General features: G+C 74.6%; 2 protein-coding genes and 2 pseudogenes. All 4 read left to right on the top strand.

Features of this window, described 5'->3' with window-relative positions; genetic code table 11:
• Window positions 1-14 precede the first annotated feature (14 nt).
• Window positions 15-8,774: pseudogene (locus QSK39_RS26510) on the top strand (type I polyketide synthase); the annotation flags it as partial.
• A 37-nt stretch (window positions 8,775-8,811) separates the two neighbouring features.
• Window positions 8,812-19,089, top strand: a pseudogene (locus QSK39_RS26505) (type I polyketide synthase); the annotation flags it as partial.
• Complete coding sequence (locus QSK39_RS26500) at window positions 19,082-19,840, top strand: thioesterase II family protein (RefSeq protein ID WP_285480525.1); 759 nt, start codon at window positions 19,082-19,084, stop codon at window positions 19,838-19,840. The pseudogene QSK39_RS26505 and the gene QSK39_RS26500, both read left to right, overlap by 8 nt.
• A gap of 14 nt (window positions 19,841-19,854) precedes the next feature.
• Complete coding sequence (locus QSK39_RS26495) at window positions 19,855-21,108, top strand: activator-dependent family glycosyltransferase (RefSeq protein ID WP_285480524.1); 1,254 nt, start codon at window positions 19,855-19,857, stop codon at window positions 21,106-21,108.
• Window positions 21,109-21,133: the final 25 nt, after the last annotated feature.

The raw sequence follows: 21,133 nt of genomic DNA, 5'->3' as shown, positions 1-21,133 counted from the left end.
TCAAGAAGGTCACCACCGACCTGAGGGCGGCGAACCAGCGGTTGCGCGAGGTCGAAGACCGGGACGCCGAGCCGGTCGCGGTGATCGGCCTGGGCTGCCGCTTCCCCGGCGGCGTGCGCACCCCCGAGCAGCTGTGGCAGCTGCTGGCCGCCGGCGGCGACGGCATGTCCGGCTTCCCCACCGACCGCGGCTGGCCCGCGGCGCTGTACTCCGGCGACGCCGAGCAGGCGGGCACCAGCTACGTCCGCGAAGGCGGGTTCGTCTACGACGCGGCGGAGTTCGACCCCGGCTTCTTCGGGATGAGCCCCCGCGAGGCGCTGGCCACCGACCCGCAGCAGCGGCTGCTGCTCGAAACGGCGTGGGAGACCATCGAACGCGCCGGGATCGACCCGCAGTCCTTGCGCGGCACGAAGGCGGGCGTCTTCGTCGGCGGCACGTCCACCGGTTACGGCTCGGGCCTGACCGCGCTGCCGGACGGCGTCGAAGGGCACCTGCTCACCGGCAACTCGACCGCGGTGATCTCCGGTCGCGTCGCCTATCAGCTCGGGCTCAAGGGCCCGGCGGTCACCGTCGACACGGCCTGCTCGTCGTCGCTGGTCGCCCTGCACTGGGCGGCCCAGGCGCTGCGGCGCGGCGAGTGCTCGCTGGCGCTCGTCGGCGGAGTCACCGTCATGTCGACCCCCGGCATGTTCCTCGAGTTCAGCCGCCAGCGCGGGCTCGCGCCCGACGGTCGGTGCAAGCCGTTCGCGGCCGCGGCCGACGGCACCGGCTGGTCCGAGGGCGTCGGGCTCGTCCTGGTCGAGAAGCTGTCCGACGCGCTGGCCAACGGGCATCCGGTGCTGGCCGTGGTCCGCGGGTCCGCGGTCAATTCCGACGGCGCGTCCAACGGCCTCACCGCGCCCAACGGCCCGGCGCAGCAGCAGGCCATCCGGGCCGCGCTGGCGAGCGGCGGGCTCACGCCGTCCGATGTGGACGCCGTGGAGGCACACGGCACGGGCACCACGCTGGGTGACCCGATCGAGGCGCACGCGCTGCTGGCGACCTACGGCCAGGACCGCGACCGGCCGCTCTGGCTCGGCTCGGTCAAGTCCAACATCGGTCACACCCAGGCCGCCGCGGGCGTCGCCGGGGTGATCAAGATGGTGCTGGCCATGCGGCACGGGCTGCTGCCGCGCACGGTGCACGTCGACGAGCCGTCGCCGCACATCGACTGGTCGGCCGGGGCGGTCGAGCTGCTCACCGAGAACGTCGCGTGGCCGGCCGGGGAGACTCCGCGCCGGGCCGGGGTTTCCTCGTTCGGCATCAGCGGGACCAACGCGCACGTGATCCTGGAGAGCTACGACGCGGCGCCGGCCTCGCCGGCCACGGTGGGCGGCCTGGTGCCGCTCGCGCTCTCGGCGCGCTCCCGCGAGGCCTTGCGCGATCAGGCCCGCCGGCTGCGTGACCACCTGACGGCGGGCGTGCCGCTCGCGGACACCGCGCTGTCCCTCGTCACCGGCAGGTCCGCGTTCGAGCACCGGGCTGTCGTGCTGGCCGCCGACGCGTCCGAAGCGACGGCGGCTCTGGACGCGCTCGCCGCCGACGCGCCGGCCGCGTCCCTTGTGGACGGTGTGGCGGGCAAGGCCGGCAAGCTCGCGTTCCTGTTCTCCGGCCAGGGTTCCCAGCGGATCGGCATGGGGGACGGGCTGCGCCGCGAGTTCCCGGTGTTCGCCGAAGCCTTCGACGCGGTGTGCGCGGGCTTCGACTTCCCGCTGGCCGAAGCGATCGCGAGCGAGTCCCTGAACGACACGGGCCACACCCAGCCCGCGCTGTTCGCCGTCGAGGTCGCGTTGTTCCGGCTGCTGGAGTCCTGGGGCGTGAAGCCGGACTTCCTCGCCGGGCATTCGATCGGTGAGCTGGCGGCCGCGCACGTCGCCGGGATCCTCTCGCTGGCCGACGCGTGCACGCTGGTCGCCGCGCGGGCCCGGCTGATGCAGGCCCTCCCGGCCGGCGGGGCGATGGTCGCCGTCCAGGCCACCGAGGCCGAGGTCACACCGTTGCTGAACGAGCGGGTGAACCTCGCCGCCGTCAACGCCGCCGACTCGGTCGTCCTGTCCGGCGACGAGGACGCCGTGCTCGCCGCAGCCGGCGAGCTGGCGTCTCGCGGGCGCAAGACCAAGCGGCTCGCCGTGTCGCACGCCTTCCACTCGGTGCTGATGGAGCCGATGCTCGACGAGTTCCGCCAGGTCGTGGCCGGGCTGACGTTCTCGGCGCCGAAGATCCCGATCGTCACCGGCGGGCCCGGCGAGCTGACCGACCCGGAGTACTGGGTGCGGCACGTGCGCGAGCCGGTCCGGTTCGCCGACCGCCTGACGGCGCTGGAAGCCCGGGGCGCCACGCGGTTCGTCGAGGTCGGCCCGGACCGGACCCTGGCCGGGATGGCGAGCGCGCCCGTCGTGGCGGTGCTGCGGGCCGGACGCGACGAGCGGGAGTCGGTCCTGAGCGCGTTGGCCGAGCTGTACGTGCGGGGCGGCGCGCCCGGCTGGACTTCGCTGCTCGACGGGGCTCGCCGCGTCGACCTGCCGACGTACGCCTTCCAGCGCGAGCGGTTCTGGCTCACCTCGCCGGAGTCGGCGGCGCCGGTGGGAGACACCGGTGCGGACACGTTCTGGTCGGCGATCGACCGCGCGGACCTCGCCGCCTTGACCAGCACCCTCGCCGTGTCGTCGGAGACCCCGCTCAGCGACGTCCTCCCCGCGCTGGCCGCCTGGCGCCGCCGGCACCACGACGAGTCCACAGTGGACAACTGGCGGTACCGGATCGGCTGGCACCCGGTCACCGCGACGACCACGACCCGGCTGTCCGGCCGCTGGCTGGTGGTGGGAGCGGGCGCCGACGTCGTCGCAGGCCTGCGTGACCGGGGTGCCGACGTCGTGGAGCTTCGCACGCCCGACGATCTCGCCGGATCCGGCGACGAGCCCGCTGGGGTTCTTTCGCTGCTGGCGGTCGAAGACACCCTCGCGCTGGTGCAGGCCCTGGGCAGGCTCGGCTGGTCCGCGCCGCTGTGGTGCGCGACCCGGGGCGCGGTCTCGACCGGCCGGTCCGACCCCCTCACGCACCCGGAGCAGGCGCAGGTGTGGGGCCTCGGCCGATCCGCCGCCGTGGAGCACCCGCGCCGGTGGGGCGGCCTGATCGACCTGCCCGAGCAGCTCGACGAGCGCGGCCTCGACCGGCTGTGCGGAGTGCTCGCCGGCGGCGCCGAGGACGAGGTCGCCATCCGGCCCGCCGGGGTCTTCGGCCGGCGGCTCGTGCGCGCACCGCTGTCCGTCGAATGTCCCGAGTGGACGGTGAGCGGCACGGTGCTCATCACCGGCGGCACCGGCGCGCTCGGCGGGCACCTCGCGCGCTGGGCGATCGAGCGCGGGGCGTCGCGAGTGGTGCTGGCGAGCCGTCGTGGAGCTGCCGAACCGACCGCGCCGGAGATCACCGTCGTGGCCTGCGACTGCACCGACCGGGACGCGGTCACCGCGCTCGTGGACTCCCTGCCGGACCTGACCGCGGTGGTCCACGCCGCGGGCGTGCTCGACGACGGCGTGCTCGACGGGCTCACCCCCGAAAAGCTCGACCGGGTGCTGCGCGCCAAAACGACCACGGCCTGGAACCTGCATGAGGCCACCGCCGGCCGCGAGCTCTCGGCGTTCGTGCTGTTTTCGTCGCTGGCGGGCACGGTCGGCTCGGCCGGGCAGGGCAACTACGCGGCCGCGAACGCCTACCTCGACGCGCTGGCCGCGTACCGGCGTGCGAGCGGGCTGCCGGCGACGTCGCTCGCCTGGGGTCCGTGGGCCGACGCCGGGATGGCGGCCGACGAGGCCGTCCGCGACCGGCTGCGCCGCGGCGGGCTCACCCCTCTCGACCCGGAGCTGGCCCTGTCGGCGCTCGACCGGGCCCTCGGCGCCGGCGACGTCGCGGTCGCGCTCGCCGACGTCGACTGGCCGGTCTACGGCCCCGCGCTCACCGCCGTCCGGCCGAGCCGCCTGCTGACCGAACTGCCCGAAGCGGAGGGTGAAGCCCCGCCGGTGGCGCTGTCCGGGCTGTCCGAAGAGGACATGCTGACGCTGGTGCGCCGTCAGGTCGCGGCGGTGCTCGGCTACACCGAGGAGGTCGCGGCGGACAAGTCGTTCAAGGATCTCGGGTTCGATTCGCTGACCGCCGTCGAACTGCGCAACCGGCTCGGCCTGGCCACCGGGACCGAGCTGCCCGCGACGCTGATCTACGACTACCCGACGGCCGCCGACCTGGCCGCGCACCTGGCGGGCACGCCGGACGAAGCGCCGGTCGTCGAGCGCGCGGCGGTGTCCACCGAGGACCCGATCGTCGTCGTGGCGATGGGCTGCCGGTTCCCCGGTGGCGTGCGGACCCCGGAGGACCTGTGGGAGCTGCTGCTTTCCGGCGGTGACGCGGTTTCGGGCTTCCCGGCGGACCGGCACTGGGACGTCGCGGGCCTCGCGGCCGCCGGGGTCGTCACCGGCGGCGGCGCGTTCGTCGACGGCGTCACGGAGTTCGACCCGGCCTTCTTCGGCATCTCGCCGCGGGAAGCCCTGGCGATGGACCCGCAGCAGCGGCTGATCCTGGAGACGGCGTGGGAGACGCTGGAACGCGCCGGGGTCGACCCTTCGGGCGGCCCGGACGTCGGCGTGTTCCTCGGCACCAACGGACAGGACTACCCGGCCGTGCTCGCGGGCTCCGGCGAGGATTTCGGTGGGTTCGTCGGCACCGGGAACGCGGCTTCGGTCGTCTCGGGCCGGGTATCGTACGTGCTCGGCCTGGGCGGCCCGGCGGTCACCGTGGACACGGCGTGCTCGGCGTCGCTGGTCGCGCTGCACTTGGCCGCGCAGTCGGTGCGCGCAGGCGAGTGCGCGATGGCCCTCGCGGGCGGCGTGACGGTGATGGCGACGCCCGGCGCGTTCGTCGAGTTCTCCCGCCAGGGCGGGCTCGCGGCCGACGGCCGGTGCAAGGCCTTCGCCGACGAGGCGGACGGCACGGGCTGGGGCGAAGGCGCCGGCGTCGTGCTGGTCGAGCGGCTGTCGGACGCACGACGGCTCGGGCACCCGGTGCTCGCGGTACTGCGCGGCTCGGCGATGAACCAGGACGGCGCGTCCAACGGCCTCACCGCCCCGAACGGTCCGTCGCAGCAGCGCGTGATCCGGGCGGCGCTGGCGAACGCGGGCCTGGCACCGTCCGATGTGGACGCCGTCGAGGCGCACGGCACCGGCACCGAGCTGGGCGACCCGATCGAAGCCCAGGCGCTCCTGGCGACGTACGGCCGCGACCGCTCGCAGCCGCTGTGGCTGGGGTCGCTGAAGTCCAACATCGGGCACACCCAGGCGGCGGCCGGGATCGCCGGCGTCATCAAGATGGTCCTCGCGCTGGAGCACGGCGTCCTGCCGAAGACCCTGCACGCGGACCGGCCCTCGCGGCACGTCGACTGGGAGGGCGGCGCGGTGGCGCTGCTGACCTCCACGACGCCCTGGCCGCTTTCTGAGCGGCCGCGCCGGGCGGGTGTGTCGTCGTTCGGTTTCAGCGGGACGAACGCGCACGTCATCCTCGAAGAGCCGCCGGTCGTGGCGGTTCCGGACGCTCCCGCGCCGGACGTCGTCTGGCCGCTGTCGGGCCGGTCGGAGACGGTGCTGCGGGAGCAGGCCCGGCGGCTCGCCGAGTTCGTCGAAGCGTCGGACGTCGGCCCGGCGGAGGTCGCGCGTTCGCTGGCGGCCCGGGCGGTGTTCGGCCATCGGGCGGTCGTGACGGGCGCCGACCTGCTCGCCGGGCTGACCGCTGTCGCCTCGGGCGCGAAGCACCCGGGCGTCGTCACCGGCAAAGCCGGCGACGGGGCGACCGGGCTGCTGTTCGCCGGCCAGGGGTCGCAGCGCGCCGGGATGGGTTCGGAGCTGTACGCGCGGTTCCCGGTGTTCGCGGACGCGTTCGACGCGGTGTGCGCGGTGCTGGACGTGTCGCTGGACCGGCCGTTGCGGGACGTCGTCTTCGGCGACGCCGCCGCGCTCGACCGGACGGGGTTCACGCAGCCCGCGCTGTTCGCGCTCGAGGTCGCGCTGTTCCGCCTGCTGGAGTCGTGGGGCGTCAAGCCGGACTACCTCGCCGGGCACTCGATCGGCGAGCTGGCCGCGGCGCACGTCGCCGGGGTGTTCTCGCTGGCGGACGCGGGCAGGCTGGTCGCCGCGCGGGCGAGCCTGATGCAGGCGCTGCCCGGCGGGGGCGCGATGCTCGCCGTGCAGGCCGCCGAGCAGGACGTTCTCGACGCCGCGGCGGGCCGTGCGGACCTGGCAGCGGTCAACGGGCCGCTGTCGACGGTGCTGTCCGGCGACGCGGCGGCGCTGGCCGGGATCGCCGCCGAGCTGACCGCGCGCGGGGTGAAGTCTAGGGATTTGCGGGTCTCGCATGCGTTTCACTCGGCTCATATGGACGCGATGCTTGAGGAGTTCGCCGAGGTGGCGCGCGGGATCGGCTATGCCGGGCCGCGCATCCCGGTCGTGTCCACGGTGACCGCGGACGCCGACTTCACGGACCCGGAGTACTGGGTCCGGCAGGTGCGCGAGCCGGTGCGGTTCGCGCGGGCGGTCGAGACGCTGCGCGAGGCCGGGGTGACGCGGCTGGTCGAGCTGGGCCCGGACGGGACGTTGTCCGCACTGGCCGACGGCTCGGTCCCGATGCTGCGCAAGGACCGCCCGGAGCCGGCGACGGCGTTGCTCGCGCTGGCATCACTGCACGTCAGCGGGCCTCCGGTGGACTGGGCACCGCTCTCGGCGGGGGTGCGGCAGGTCGCGGTGCCGACGTACCCGTTCGAGCGGCAGGTGTTCTGGCCGGAGCCCCTGGTCCCGGTGGCTTCGCCGGCCGACAGCAAGCAGTACCGCGTGTCGTGGCGCCCGATCGCGGACCGGCCGCGGGCGGGGTTGCCGGGGCGGTGGCTTGTCGTGGTGCCTGCCGGGTGCGAGGACGAACCGCTGGTCAAGGCGGTGATCCCGGCTCTGGCCGAGGCAGGGGCGGACCCGGTGCAGGTGGCGTTCGGCGAGCCGGATCGCGACGCCATGGCCGCTGAACTGCTCGGTCTCGGTGCGGCCGATGGTGTGCTCTCGTTGCTCGGCCTGGCCGTGCACCCCACGCCCGGTCAGCCGTCCGTGCCCCTCGGCCTGGCGCTCACCTCCACCCTTCTTCAGTCCCTCGGCGACGCCGGCCTCCAAGCGCCGCTGTGGTCCGTCACCACCGGAGCCGTCGCCATTGACGGCGAAATCCCTGCTCAGCCCCTATCCGCCGGAGTCTGGGGCCTCGGGCGGACCGCCGCGCTGGAGTACCCCGACCGCTGGGGTGGCCTGGCCGACCTGCCCGCCGACCCCGGTGAGGCCGAACTGACCCGGCTCGTCGCCGCCCTCTCCGCAGCCGACGGCGAGGACCAGCTCGCCATCCGCCCGGAAGGCACCTTCGCGAGGCGGCTCGTGCGCGCCCCGCTCGAGGCGCCCGCCGAGCCCTGGACTCCCACCGGGACGGTGCTGGTCACCGGCGGTACCGGTGCCCTCGGGGCCGAGGTCGCCCGGTGGCTGGCCCGCACCGGAGCGCCGCACGTCGTGCTCGCCGGGCGGCGTGGTCCCGCCGCTCCCGGGGCCGCCGAACTGGAAGCCGAGCTGAGTGCGCTGGGTGCCAAGGTGACGATCGCCGCCTGCGACCTCGCCGATCGCGACGCCGCCGCCGAGCTGCTGGGCTCGCTGCCCGACCTCGACGCCGTCGTGCACGCCGCCGGGGTCCTCGACGACGGCGTCCTGAACTCCCTGACGCCGCACCGCCTGGCCACCGTGCTCAAGGCCAAAGTGGACTCCGCCGTCAACCTCGACGAGCTGACGCGGGACCGCGACCTGTCCGCGTTCGTGCTGTTCTCCTCCCTCGCGGCCACGCTCGGCGCGGCCGGGCAGGGCAACTACGTCGCGGCCAACGCCGTGCTGGACGCGCTCGCCGAGCACCGGGCCGGGCTCGGCCTGCCCGCCACCTCGATCGCCTGGGGACCGTGGTCCGGCGCGGGCATGGCGGACGGGAACAGCACCCGCGCCGAACGCGGCGGGATCCGCCCGCTGGCTCCGGAGGTGGCCACCGCCGCCCTGCACCGGGCGCTGAGCGGCCGCGAGCCGGTCGTCGCCGTGGCCGACGTCGACTGGAGCGTCTTCACCACCACCTCGCGGCTGCTCGACGACCTGCCCGAGGCTCGCCGGGCGCTCGTCCCGGTGGAGAAGCCGGACCTCCGGGCGCAGCTCGACGCGCTGACCGGCCCCGAGCGGGAGCGGGCGCTGCTCGACCTGGTGCGGGCCGAGGTCGCGGCCGTGCTCGGGTACGCGAACCCGTCCACAGTGGACCCCGGGCTGGCGTTCAAGGAACTGGGTCTCGACTCGCTCACCGCGGTCGAGCTGCGCAATGGGCTCGCCGCCGTCACCGGCCTGTCCCTGCCCGCGACGCTCGGCTTCGACTACGCGAACCCGGCCGCGCTGGCCCAGTTCCTCGGTCGCGAGCTGGGCCCGGCCGATCCGGCCGCGGCGGCCGAGGCCGAGCTGGACCGGATCGAAGCGGCCTTCGCCGCGCTGACCGCCGAACAGCTCGCCGGTACCCGGATCACCAGCCGGCTGCAGGCGCTGCTGAGCCGCTTGGGCACGGGCCCGGCGGAGAACACGCGGCAGAAGCTCGAGACGGCCAGCGAAACCGAGATCTTCGACTTCATCGACAACGAGCTGGGACTCGCGTGACGCGCGGGGTCCCCGGCGGGCGGGGTGCGACGTGAACGAGGAGAAGCTGCTCGGGTACCTGCGCAAGGTCACCGCCGACCTGCACGAGACCCGGGAACGGCTGCGGGAGGCCGAATCCGCCACCCCCGAGCCGATCGCGATCGTCTCGATGGCCTGCCGGTTCCCCGGCGGCGTCGAGACGCCCGAAGACCTCTGGCGGGTGCTCGAAACCGGCACCGATACGCTGACGGACTTCCCGGACGACCGCGGCTGGGACCTCGACACCGTCTACCACCCCGACCCGGACCACCCGGGCACGAGCTACGTCAGCCAGGGCGGGTTCGTCCGCGACGCGGGCGCGTTCGACGCGGGCTTCTTCGGCATCTCGCCCCGCGAGGCCCTCGCCATGGACCCGCAGCAGCGGCTCCTGCTCGAGACGTCGTGGGAAGCACTGGAACGCGCCGGGATCGATCCGCAGTCGCTGCGGGGCGAGCCGGTCGGCGTGTTCGCCGGGACCAACGGCCAGGACTACCCGGGGCTGCTCAGCCTCGTGCCCGGCGTCGGCGACGGCTACGAGAGCACGGGCAACGCCGCCAGTGTCCTTTCCGGACGGATCTCCTACGTGCTCGGCCTGGAAGGCCCGGCCGTCACCGTCGACACGGCGTGCTCGTCCTCACTGGTCGCGCTGCACTGGGCGGCGCACGCGCTGCGCGAGGGGGAGTGCGACCTCGCGCTCGCCGGCGGTGTCACGGTCATGACGACCCCCGGTGCGTTCATCGGCTTCAGCCGGCAGCAGGGCCTGGCCGCGGACGGCCGGTGCAAGGCGTTCGCCGACGGCGCGGACGGCACCGGCTGGGGCGAAGGCGCCGGCGTCGTGCTGCTGGAACGGCTGTCCGACGCCCGGCGCCACGGCCACCCCGTGCTCGCGATCGTCGCGGGCTCGGCGATCAACTCCGACGGTGCGTCGAACGGGCTCACCGCTCCCAACGGCCCGTCGCAGCAGCGGGTCATCCGCGCCGCGCTCGCCGACGCGGGCCTGTCGCCGTCCGATGTGGACGCCGTCGAAGCCCACGGCACCGGGACGGCGCTGGGCGACCCGATCGAAGCGCAGGCACTGCTCGCCACCTATGGCCGGGACCGCCGGACGCCGCTGTGGCTCGGCTCGATCAAGTCGAACCTCGGCCACACCCAGGCCGCCGCGGGCGTCGCCGGGGTCATCAAGATGGCGCTCGCGCTGCGCAACGGCGTCCTGCCGAAGACCCTGCACGTCGAGCAGCCGACGTCGCGGGTGGACTGGTCGGCCGGGGACGTCCGCGTGCTGACCGAGCCGGTCTCGTGGCCGGAGAACGGACGGGTGCGCCACGCGGGCGTCTCGGCCTTCGGGGTGAGCGGGACCAACGCGCACGTGCTCCTGGCCGCACCGCCGGCCGAAGAAGCCCTGCCGCAAAACGAAACTACCCCGGCCGTTATCCCGTGGGTCCTTTCCGGACGGTCGGAGGCCGCACTGCGTGCCCAGGCCGCCCGGCTCGCCGGGCTCGACGGCGACCCCGCCGGGATCGGGCTGGCGCTCGCGACGACTCGCTCGGCGTTCGAACACCGGGCCGTACTGGTCGGCGACGCGGCCGAGCTGGCCGAGGGCGTGCGCGCACTCGCCCGGGGCGAGGACACCTGCGTACGTGGCACGGTCACCGAGGGGCTGACCGCGTTCCTGTTCACCGGCCAGGGCGCGCAACGCGTCGGCATGGGCCACGACCTCTACGAACGTTTCCAGGCCTACGCAAACGCTTTCGATGAGATCTGCGCGGAGTTCGACCGGCACCTCGACCGTCCACTCAAGACGGTCATCGCCTCGGGCGAAGCACTGGACGAGACGGCCTACACCCAGCCCGCGCTGTTCGCGGTCGAGGTCGCGCTGTTCCGGCTCCTGGAGTCCTGGGGCGTGACGCCCGACCACCTCGCCGGGCACTCCATCGGCGAGCTGGCGGCGGCGCACGTCGCGGGCGTGTTCTCCCTCGCCGACGCCGCCGAGCTGGTCGCCGCGCGTGGCCGGCTCATGCAGGCCCTCCCGGGCGGCGGAGCCATGGTCGCCGTCCAGGCCACCGAGGACGAAGTGACGCCGCTGCTCACCGGCGCCGTCTCGCTCGCCGCGGTCAACGGCCCGGACGCCGTCGTGGTGTCCGGCGAAGAAGGGGCGGCGGGAGAGATCGAGCGGCACTTCGCCGCCCTCGGCCGCCGGACCCGGCGGCTCACCGTCTCCCACGCCTTCCACTCCCCGCTGATGGACCCGATGCTGGCGGAGTTCGCCCAGGTCGCGGCGCGGATCACCTACGCCCGCCCCCACCTCCCGATCATCTCGACGGTCACCGGGCGATCGGTCACCGACGAGCTGACCACCGCGGACTACTGGGTGCGGCAGGTCCGCGAGCCCGTCCGGTTCGCCACTGCCGTGGCGGCGCTCGCGGACGCCGGGACCACCCGGTTCCTCGAGCTGGGCCCGCACGGCGTGCTCGCCGCCATGACCGAGGAGTGCCTGCCCGGCGCGACCGCCGCCTCGCTGCTGCGCAAGGACCGCGACGAGGTCCGGACCGCGCTGGCCGCCGTCGCGACGGTGTACGTCCGCGGCGCGCGGGCCGCCTGGGGCGCGCTGTTCACCGGCGCGCGGGCACAGGCCCTGCCGACGTACGCCTTCCAGCGCGAAACCTACTGGCCCGACCTGCCCCAGCCGGTCGGTGGCGCGAGCCGCGACAGCCTGCTCAAGCTCGACTGGGTGCCGGTCGAGGCGGGGGAGCCGGTTCCGGCGGCGTGGGCGTTGCTCGGCTCCGGCCACCGCGAGCTCGGCGCCGCCCTGTTCGCCGAGCTGGGCGCGCTGGCCTGCCACCCCGACCTCGACAGCGTCGCGGAGGCGGGCGCGCTGCCCGACGTCCTCGTCGCCCCGTTCCGGTGTGACACGCCCGGGGAAGCGGCGCACCGCGCGCTGCGGCTCGTGCAGGCGTGGCTGGCCGACGAGCGGTTCGACGGCCGGACGCTGGTGGTGCTGACTCGCAACGCCGCCGTCGCCGACGGGGTGACCGACCTCGCGCAGGCGCCGGTGTGGGGTCTGCTGCGCTCGGCCGCCGCCGAGAACCCCGGCCGGTTCGTGCTGGCCGACCTCGACGACCCGGCGGCCGCGCGGCTGCTGCCCGCCGCGCTCGCCACCGGCGAACCCCAGTTCCTGCTGCGCGACGGCGAGATCCGGGCGGCCCGCCTGGCCAAGCTGACCTCGGCCGAGTCCGGTCCGTCCGCGTCGTTCGGTCCGGACGGGACGGTGCTCGTCACCGGCGGTACCGGTGCGCTCGGCGCCCTGGTCGCCCGCCACCTGGCCACCCGGTACGGAGTCCGGCACCTGCTCCTGGCCAGCCGTCGCGGTCCGGACGCGGACGGCGCGGCCGAGCTGATCGCGGACCTCACGGAGCTGGGTGCCGAGCCGGTCGTCGCGGCCTGTGACGCCGCGGACCGCGACGCGCTGGCCGCGTTGCTGGGCACCATCCCGGCGGACCGGCCGCTGACCGGCGTCGTCCACGTGGCCGGCGTCCTCGACGACGGTGTCGTGTCCGCGCTGACGCCCGAGCGCCTGGACGCCGTGCTGCGCCCCAAGATCGACGCCGTCACGAACCTGCACGAGCTGACCGCCGGCGCCGAGCTGACCGCGTTCGTCGTGTTCTCCTCGATCTCCGGCACGCTCGGCCCGGCCGGGCAGGCGAACTACGCCGCGGCCAACGTCTGGCTCGACGCGCTGGCCCGCCACCGCCGCGACCACGGCTTGCCCGCGCTCGCGCTCGGCTGGGGCCTGTGGGAGCAGGCCGGCGGCATGACCGGCGCGCTCGCCGACCGCGACCGCCGCCGGCTGGGTGCCACCGGCATGATCCCGCTGTCCACAGGGGAGGGCCTGCGGCTGTTCGACGCGGCCTGCCGCGCCGGGGAGCCCGCGGTGCTGCCGATCCGGTTCGACTTCGCCGTGCTCGGCGCCGCCCCGGTGCTGCCGCCGGTGTTCGCCGGGCTGGTCCCGCCGCGCGCCCGGCAGGCTGGCGAACCCGCCGCCGAACAGCCGGGTGACGCGCTCGAGGCCGTCCGCACCGCGGTGGCGCTCGTGCTCGGGTACGCGAACGCGGCGGCCGTCGCGCCGGACCGCGCGTTCAAGGACCTCGGCTTCGACTCGCTGACCGCCGTCGAGCTCCGCAACCGGCTGGCCGCGGCCACCGGGCAGCGGCTGCCCGCCACGCTGATCTACGACTACGCCACCCCGAACGCCCTGGCCGCGCACCTGGCCGGCGACGCGGGACCGGCGACGTCGGCGCCCGTCTCGGCCCGCACCGACGACGAGCCGATCGCGATCGTGTCGATGGCCTGCCGGTTCCCCGGTGGCGTCCACACCCCGGACGAGCTGTGGACGTTGCTCGCCGAAGGCCGCGACGCCATCGGCGGCTTCCCGGCCGACCGCGGCTGGGACCTCGACGCCCTCTACGACCCGGACCCCGACAGCGAAGGCACGTCGTACGCCCGCGAAGGCGGCTTCCTCGACGACGCCGCGTTGTTCGACCCCGCCTTCTTCGGGATCTCGCCGCGGGAAGCCCTCGCCATGGACCCGCAGCAGCGGCTGCTGCTCGAGACGTCCTGGGAAGCCCTGGAACGCGCCGGCATCGACCCGGAGTCGCTGCGCGGTCAGCCCGTCGGGGTGTTCGCCGGGACCAACGGCCAGGACTATCCAGCGCTGCTCGCGCTGTCGCCGAAGAGCGCCGAAGGCTACCTCGGCACCGGCAACGCCGCCTCCGTGCTCTCGGGCCGGATCTCTTACGCCCTCGGGCTCGAAGGCCCGGCCGTCACCGTGGACACGGCGTGCTCGTCGTCGCTGGTCGCGCTGCACTGGGCGATCCAGGCCCTGCACGCGGGGGAGTGCTCGCTCGTGCTCGCCGGTGGTGTCACCGTGCTCTCGACGCCGGGCTCGTTCGTCGAGTTCAGCCGGCAACGCGGGCTGTCCCCGGACGGCCGCTGCCGCGCCTTCTCCGACGACGCGGACGGCACCGGCTGGGGCGAAGGCTCCGGAATGCTGGTCCTGGAACGGCTTTCGGACGCGCGCCGCAACGGACATCCGGTGCTCGCGGTCGTGCGCGGCAGCGCAGTCAACCAGGACGGCGCGTCGAACGGCCTCACCGCGCCGAACGGTCCTTCGCAGCAGCGGGTGATCCGGGCGGCACTGGCGAACGCGGGCCTCGAACCGTCCGATGTGGACGCCGTCGAGGCGCACGGCACCGGGACTTCGCTGGGCGACCCGATCGAAGCGCAGGCCCTCATCGCCACCTACGGCCAGGACCGCGACCGGCCGTTGTGGCTCGGTTCGATCAAGTCCAACGTGGGCCACACACAGGCGGCGGCGGGTGTCGCCGGGGTCATGAAGATGGTGCTGGCCCTGCGCAACGGCTTGCTGCCGCAGACGCTGCACGCCGACGTTCCTTCGTCGCATGTGGACTGGGCCGACGGTTCGGTGCGGCTGCTGTCGGAATCCGTGCCGTGGCCGGACGGCGACCGCGTGCGTCGCGCCGGGGTGTCCTCGTTCGGCGTGAGCGGCACCAACGCGCACGTCATCGTCGAAGCCGCACCGGCTCCACCCGAAGCGGAGCCGGCCGAACCGCGCGCGCTGACGGCGTGGACCCTCTCCGGCCACACCCCGGAAGCCCGGCGAGACCAGGCCGAACGGCTGCTGAGCCACGTCGCGGCCCACCCGGCCGAGATCGGCACCGCACTGGCGGGCCGCACGGTGTTCGCGCACCGCGCGGTCGTCGTCGGCGCCGACCACGACGAGCTGGTCCGGGGGCTGGCCGCCGTGGCCGCCGACCGTCCCGCACCCGGCGTCAGCACGGGCGTGCGGGCCGAGGGCGGTACCGCGTTCCTGTTCACGGGCCAGGGTGCGCAACGGCTCGGCATGGGCGCCGGGCTGCGTCGCGAGTTCCCGGTGTTCGCCGAAGCCTTCGCCGAGGTGTGCGCCGAATTCGACACCCACCTCAACCGGCCGCTCCTGGAGGCCGTCGACACCGACCTCCTCGACCAGACCGGCTACACCCAGCCCGCGCTGTTCGCGATCGAAGTGGCCCTGTTCCGGCTCCTGGAGTCCTGGGGCGTCCGTCCCGACCGGCTCGCCGGGCACTCGATCGGCGAGCTGGCCGCCGCGCACGTCGCGGGTGTCTGGTCGCTGCCCGACGCCTGCGCCGTCGTCGCCGCGCGTGGCCGCCTGATGCAGGCGCTGCCCGCCGGTGGCGCGATGCTCGCCGTCGAGGCAACCGAGGCCGAGGTCGTTCCGACGCTGCCCGCGGGGGTCGAACTCGCCGCGGTCAACGGGCCGACGTCCGTGGTGGTCTCCGGCGTCGAAGACGGTGTCCTGGAGGTCGAACGGCACTGGACCGGGCGCAAGACCCGGCGGCTGCGCGTCTCGCACGCCTTCCACTCACCTGCCATGGACGCGATGCTCGGCGAGTTCGGCCGGGTCTTGGCCGGCGTCACGTTCGCGCCGCCCGCCATCCCGATCGTCTCGACGGTGACCGGCGAACCCGCGACCGAGCTGACGTCACCGGAGTACTGGCTGCGCCAGGCCCGGGGGACGGTCCGCTTCGCCGACGCGGTCGCCACCCTCGCCGGGCTGGGCACGACCCGGTTCGTGGAGCTGGGCCCGGACGGCGTCCTCACCGCGATGGCCGCGGCCGTCCTGGACGGCGAGCTGGTCACCGCGGTGCTGCGCAAGGACCGCGACGAGCCGCGGGAACTGCTGACCGCCCTGGCCAAACTGCACGTCAGCGGCTCCACAGTGGACTGGCGGACCGTCCTCGGTGGACCCGGTGACCCGGCGTCCCTGCCGACGTACGCCTTCCAGCACGAGCGGTTCTGGCCCGAGTTCTCCCTCACCCCGGCCGGCGACGTCACGATGGCGGGCCTCGACCGCCCGGACCACCCGCTGCTCGGCGCGTCGGTCACGAACGCCGAGGACGGCGCCGTGGTGTGCACCGGCCGGGTCTCGCCGCGCACCCACCCCTGGCTCGCCGACCACGTCGTCGCGGGCAGCACGCTGTTCCCCGGCACCGGGTTCGTCGAGCTGGTCCTGCGCGCCGGTGAGCAGGTCGGCGCGGGCGGCATCGACGAGCTGATCATCGAAACGCCGCTGCCATTGCCTGCGCGAGACGGCGTCCAGCTGCAGGTCGTTCTCGGCGCACCGGACGAGACGGGCACGCGCCCGGTGACCGTCCACTCGCGACTCGACGACGAGCCGTGGACCCGGCACGCCAGCGGACGGCTGGCCGCCGAACACGGTCCCGTCCCCGACGACGTGACGGAGTGGCCGCCCGCCGGAGCCGAGCCCCTGGACCTCGACGGCCTCTACACCGGCGGCCCGGACGGCGGGTTCGGCTACGGCCCGGCCTTCCAGGGACTGCACGCGGCCTGGCGGCTCGGTGACGAAGTCCACGCCGAAGTCGCCCTGCGGCCCGAAGAGCACGCCGACGCGGCCCGGTCCGGGCTGCACCCGGCACTGCTCGACGCGTCGCTGCACGTGCTCGGCACGATCGCCGAGTGGGCGGGCCGCAACTACCTGCCGTTCTCGTGGAGCGGGGTGACGCTGCACGCGAGCGGCGCCACCGCGGTCCGCGTCACGGTGACCCCGAACGGCCACGACACCGTCAAGCTGAGCCTGGCCGACCCGGCCGGCCGCCCGGTGGCGTCGGTCGGCGCGCTGGTCCTGCGTCCGCTGGCAGCCGGAGCGGTGCGGCCGGTCCGCAAGGCCCCCGAGTCGCTGTTCCGGCTCGACTGGCGGCCGGTCACGGCGGCCCCGGCCGACACCGTCGCGCGGCGGTGGGCCGTCGTCGGCGACGACGACCTCAAGGTCGGGCCGGTGCTCGACGCCTCCGGCGTCACCTGTGAGTCCTATGTGGACCTCGACGCGCTCGGGGCCGCGGTGGACCTCGGCATGGCCGTGCCGGAAGCGGTGCTGGCCGTCCGCACCCCGGCCGCCGGCGCACTGCCGGACGTCGCCCGGGCGACCGCGCACGACGTGCTCTCCCTGCTGCAGGACTGGCTGGCCGACGACCGGTTCGCCGCGTCCCGCCTGGTCGTGGTGACCCGGGGCGCGGTGGCCGCCGCGGCCGGCGACGACGTCCCCGACCTGGCGTGCGCGCCGCTCTGGGGCCTGGTCCGCTCGGCGCAGTCCGAGCACCCCGGCCGGATCCGGCTGATCGACCTCGACGACCACGACGAGTCCGCCGCCGTACTGCCCGCCGCCGTCCGCTCCGACGAGCCCCAGCTCGCGGTCCGCGAAGGCGCCCTGCTCGCTGCCCGGCTGACCCGGGCCACGACCGAAGCCGCCACCGGGAAACGCCCGTTCGGGCCGGACGGCACTGTGCTGCTCACGGGCGCCACCGGCAGCCTGGGTCGCGTGCTGGCCCGGCACCTGGTCACCGCGCACGACGTCCGGCAGCTCGTGCTGACCAGCCGGACCGCGGCTGATGCCACCGACCTGCGGGACGAGCTGACCGCGCTGGGCGCGGACGTCCGGCTCGCCGCGTGCGACACCGCGGACCGCGCCGCGCTGGCCGAGCTGCTGGCGGACGTCCCCGACCTCGCCGCGGTCGTGCACGCGGCCGGCGTGCTCGACGACGGCGTCCTGTCCTCGCTCACGCCGGAGCGGATGGACGCCGTGCTGCGGCCGAAGGTCGACGCCGCCTGGCACCTGCACGAGCTGACCGCGGACCGGAACCTCTCGGCGTTCGTGCTCTTCTCCTCGGTCTCGGCCACCTTCGGCGGGCCCGGCCAGGGCAACTACGCCGCGGCGAACGCCTTCCTCGACGCGCTCGCCGCCCACCGGGCCGGCCGCGGCCTGCCCGCCCAGGCGCTGGCCTGGGGCCTGTGGGAGACCGGGATGAGCTCCGCGCTGGACTCGGCGGACCGCAAGCGCATGTCCCGCGGCGGCGTCCACGCGCTGCCCGTCGAGCAGGGGCTGGCGTTGTTCGACACCGCCACCGCGCTCGCCGAACCCGCGCTGGTCCCGGCGAAGCTCGACCTCACCGGGCTGGGCGGCGCGGTCGCGTCCGTCCTCAAGGGACTCGTGCGGCCGGCCCGGCGGGCCGCGTCGGCCGCTACCGCGGTTTCCGGCGAGGCCGCCCTGCGCGCCGCACTGGCCGGGAAGCCGGAGCCGGACCAGCAGGCGATCCTGCTGGACCTGGTCCGGGCCACCGCGGCCACCGTGCTCGGCCACGCCGGTCCCGACGCCGTGCGCCCGGACGTCGGGTTCCTCGTCGCCGGGTTCGACTCGCTGACCGCGGTCGAGCTGCGCAACGCCCTCGGCGCGTCCACCGGCCTGCGGTTGCCGCCGACACTGGTCTTCGACTTCCCGGCGCCGGAAGACCTCGCCGCGCACCTGCGCGCCGAGCTGAACGTCACCTCGGCCGCGCCGGCGAAGTCCACTGTGGACTCCGGTGAGACGCTCAGCGCGTTGTTCCGCACGGCCTGCGAGCTCGGCAAGATGAAGGAGGGCTTCGAGCTGCTGCAGAACGCGGCGCTGCTGCGGCCCACCTTCGACGCGGCCGCCGACCTGGCCCGGCAGCCGGGGTCGGTGCAGCTCGCGGCGGGCGAGCGCACGCCGAAGCTCATCTGCTTCAGCTCGTACGTGGCCCTGGCCGGGGTGCACCAGTACGCCCGGTTCGCCTCGCCGTTCCGCGGTGACCTCGACGTGCACGCGCTGCCGGCACCGGGGTTCGTCAAGGGCGAGGCCCTGCCGAACAGCGTCCGCGCGGTCGCCGAGGTCCAAGCGGACTCGGTGCTGCGGGCCGCCGCCGGCGCGCCGTTCGTGCTGCTCGGGTCGTCCTCGGGCGGGATGCTCGCGCACGCCGCCGCCGAGCTCCTCGAAGAGCGGGGCACGCCGCCGCTGGCCGTCGTGCTGCTCGACAGCTACTTGCCGCGCGAGGACTCGCCGCTCGACCGGTTCCGCGACGAGCTGTTCGGCGGCATGTTCGACCGCGAGGAAGTGTTCGCGCCGATGGACGTCGCCCGGCTGTCGGCGATGAGCTGGTACTTCCGGCTGATGGCCGGCTGGGCGCCCGCGAAGCTGTCGGTGCCGCTCCTGCTGGTCCGCTCGTCCGAACCCCCGGTCGCCGACGAGCGGCTGGCCCCCGAGGAATGGCAGACGCACTGGGACACCGCCGACACCGTCGTCGACGTGCCCGGCAACCACTTCACCATGGTCGAGGACCACGCCGTGACCACCGCCGAGACCGTGCGCGGCTGGCTCGAGACCACCCTGAGGACGGAGTTCACGCATGACTGACAACCCGGAGCTGTGGCTCCGCCGCTACCACGACGCGGACGAGGGTGCCGTCCAGCTGTTCTGCCTGCCGCACGCGGGCGGCTCGGCCAGCTTCTACTTCCCGATGTCCGCCGGGCTCGGCCGCTCGGTCGAGGTCCTGTCCGTGCAGTACCCGGGCCGCCAGGACCGCCGCCTGGAGCCGGGCATCGACTCCATTCCCGAGCTCGCGGACCGCGTCGCCGAGGTGCTGGCCGAGCGGACGCGCAAGCCGTTCGCGTTGTTCGGCCACAGCATGGGCGCGACGCTCGGCTTCGAGGTCGCCACCCGGCTGGAGGCGGCCGGCGTCACCCCGCTGCACCTGTTCGCCTCCGGCCGGCGGGCGCCGTCCTGCCGCCGTGACGAGTCCGTGCACAAGCTCGACGACGACGGTGTGCTCGCCGAACTGCGCAAGCTCGGCGGCACCAACGCCGCCGTGCTGGGCGACGACGAGATCCTGCGGATGGCGCTGCCCGCCATCCGCAACGACTACCAGGCCGCCGAGACCTACGTCCAGCAGCCGGGACCGAAGCTGGCCACGCCGATCACCGTGCTGACCGGCGACGCCGACCCGAAGACCACCCTCGACGAGGCCCGCGCCTGGCGGGAGCACACCGACGGCGAGTTCGAGCTGAACGTGTACGCCGGCGGGCACTTCTTCCTCGCCGACCACCAGCGTGAGGTGCTGCGGCTGATCTCGACGCGGCTTGCGGGCACCTTCTCCGGCCACCACTGAAAGGGCGCCCTCCCGTGCGCGTGTTGTTCGTGACGCTGGACGAGAAGTCCCACCTGTACTGCATGGTCCCGGCCGCCTGGGCGCTCGTCGCGGCCGGGCACGAGGTGCGGGTCGCCGCGTCGCCGGGATTCACCGACGTCGTCACCGGCACCGGGCTGACCGCGGTGCCGGTCGGCGTGGACAACACGATGCACGAGGGCATGAAGCAGAACCGCGACGCCCAGGAAGCCGACATCGCGAACTGGAACGACACCGACCCCGCGTCGCACACCTGGGCGGCGCTGCACCAGCGCTACACCTTCACCGTGTGGGCCGGGTTCGCCATCTACAACGACGAGATGGTCGGGGACCTGGTCGCCTATGCGAAGGAGTGGCAGCCCGACCTGGTCGTCTGGGACGCGCTGACCTACGCCGGGGCGATCGCGGCGAAGGCCTGCGGCGCCGCGCACGTCCGGCAGCTGTGCTGGGCCGACGTCTGGTGCGCCATGCGCCGGACGTTCCTCCAGGTGATGGCGGAGCAGCCGGCCGAGGAGCAGGAAGACCCGCTGTTCGACTGGCTCGACCTGACCGGCCGGCCGTACGGGGTGAGCTTCGACGAGGAGCTCGTCACCGGCCAGGCCACCATCGACCCGCTGCCGGAGTCGCTCGGCGCGCGCTCCGGCGTCCGGCGGCTGCCGGTGCGGCACGTGCCCTACAACGGCCGGGCGGTGGTGTGGGACTGGCTGCGCGAACCGCCGTCACGGCCGCGCGTGTGCCTGACGCTGGGGTCGTCCAACACGGACGCGTTCGGCGGCGACTACGTGTCCATTCCGGACATCCTGGCCGCTTTGTCCACTTTGGACATCGAGGTGGTTGCCGCGCTGGTGCCCGAGCAGCGGAAGGCCCTGGACGAGGTCCCGGAGAACGTCCGGGTCGTCGAGTCGGTCGCACTGCACACCGTGCTGCCGAGCTGCGCGGCGATCGTGCACCACGGCGGCTTCGGCAGCTATGGCGCGGCGCTGGTGGCCGGCGTCCCGCAGCTGACCGTGACCACGCCGATCGCCGACCACCTCCTGCGTCCCCAGCGTCTGGTCGACGAGGGCGCGGGACTGTTGTTCACCCACAACGGCTTCACGGCCGAGGACCTGCGCTCCGCGGTGGCCCGGCTGGTCGGCGAACCGGAGTTCGCGGCCAACGCACGCCGCCTGCGCGACCTCGCGCTGGCCCAGCCGACCCCGCACGAGCTGGTGGCCGACCTCGAGAAGCTGGTCGCCGAGCGTCGTGAGTGAGAAACCGGGTTCCGGCCCGGTTTCC

This window comes from Amycolatopsis sp. NBRC 101858, from assembly GCF_030269325.1.
In the GTDB taxonomy this organism is placed as follows: Bacteria; Actinomycetota; Actinomycetes; order Mycobacteriales; family Pseudonocardiaceae; genus Amycolatopsis; species Amycolatopsis ponsaeliensis.
Note: the sequence above shows the minus strand (reverse complement) of the source record. Positions and strands in the feature narration are given on the sequence as shown.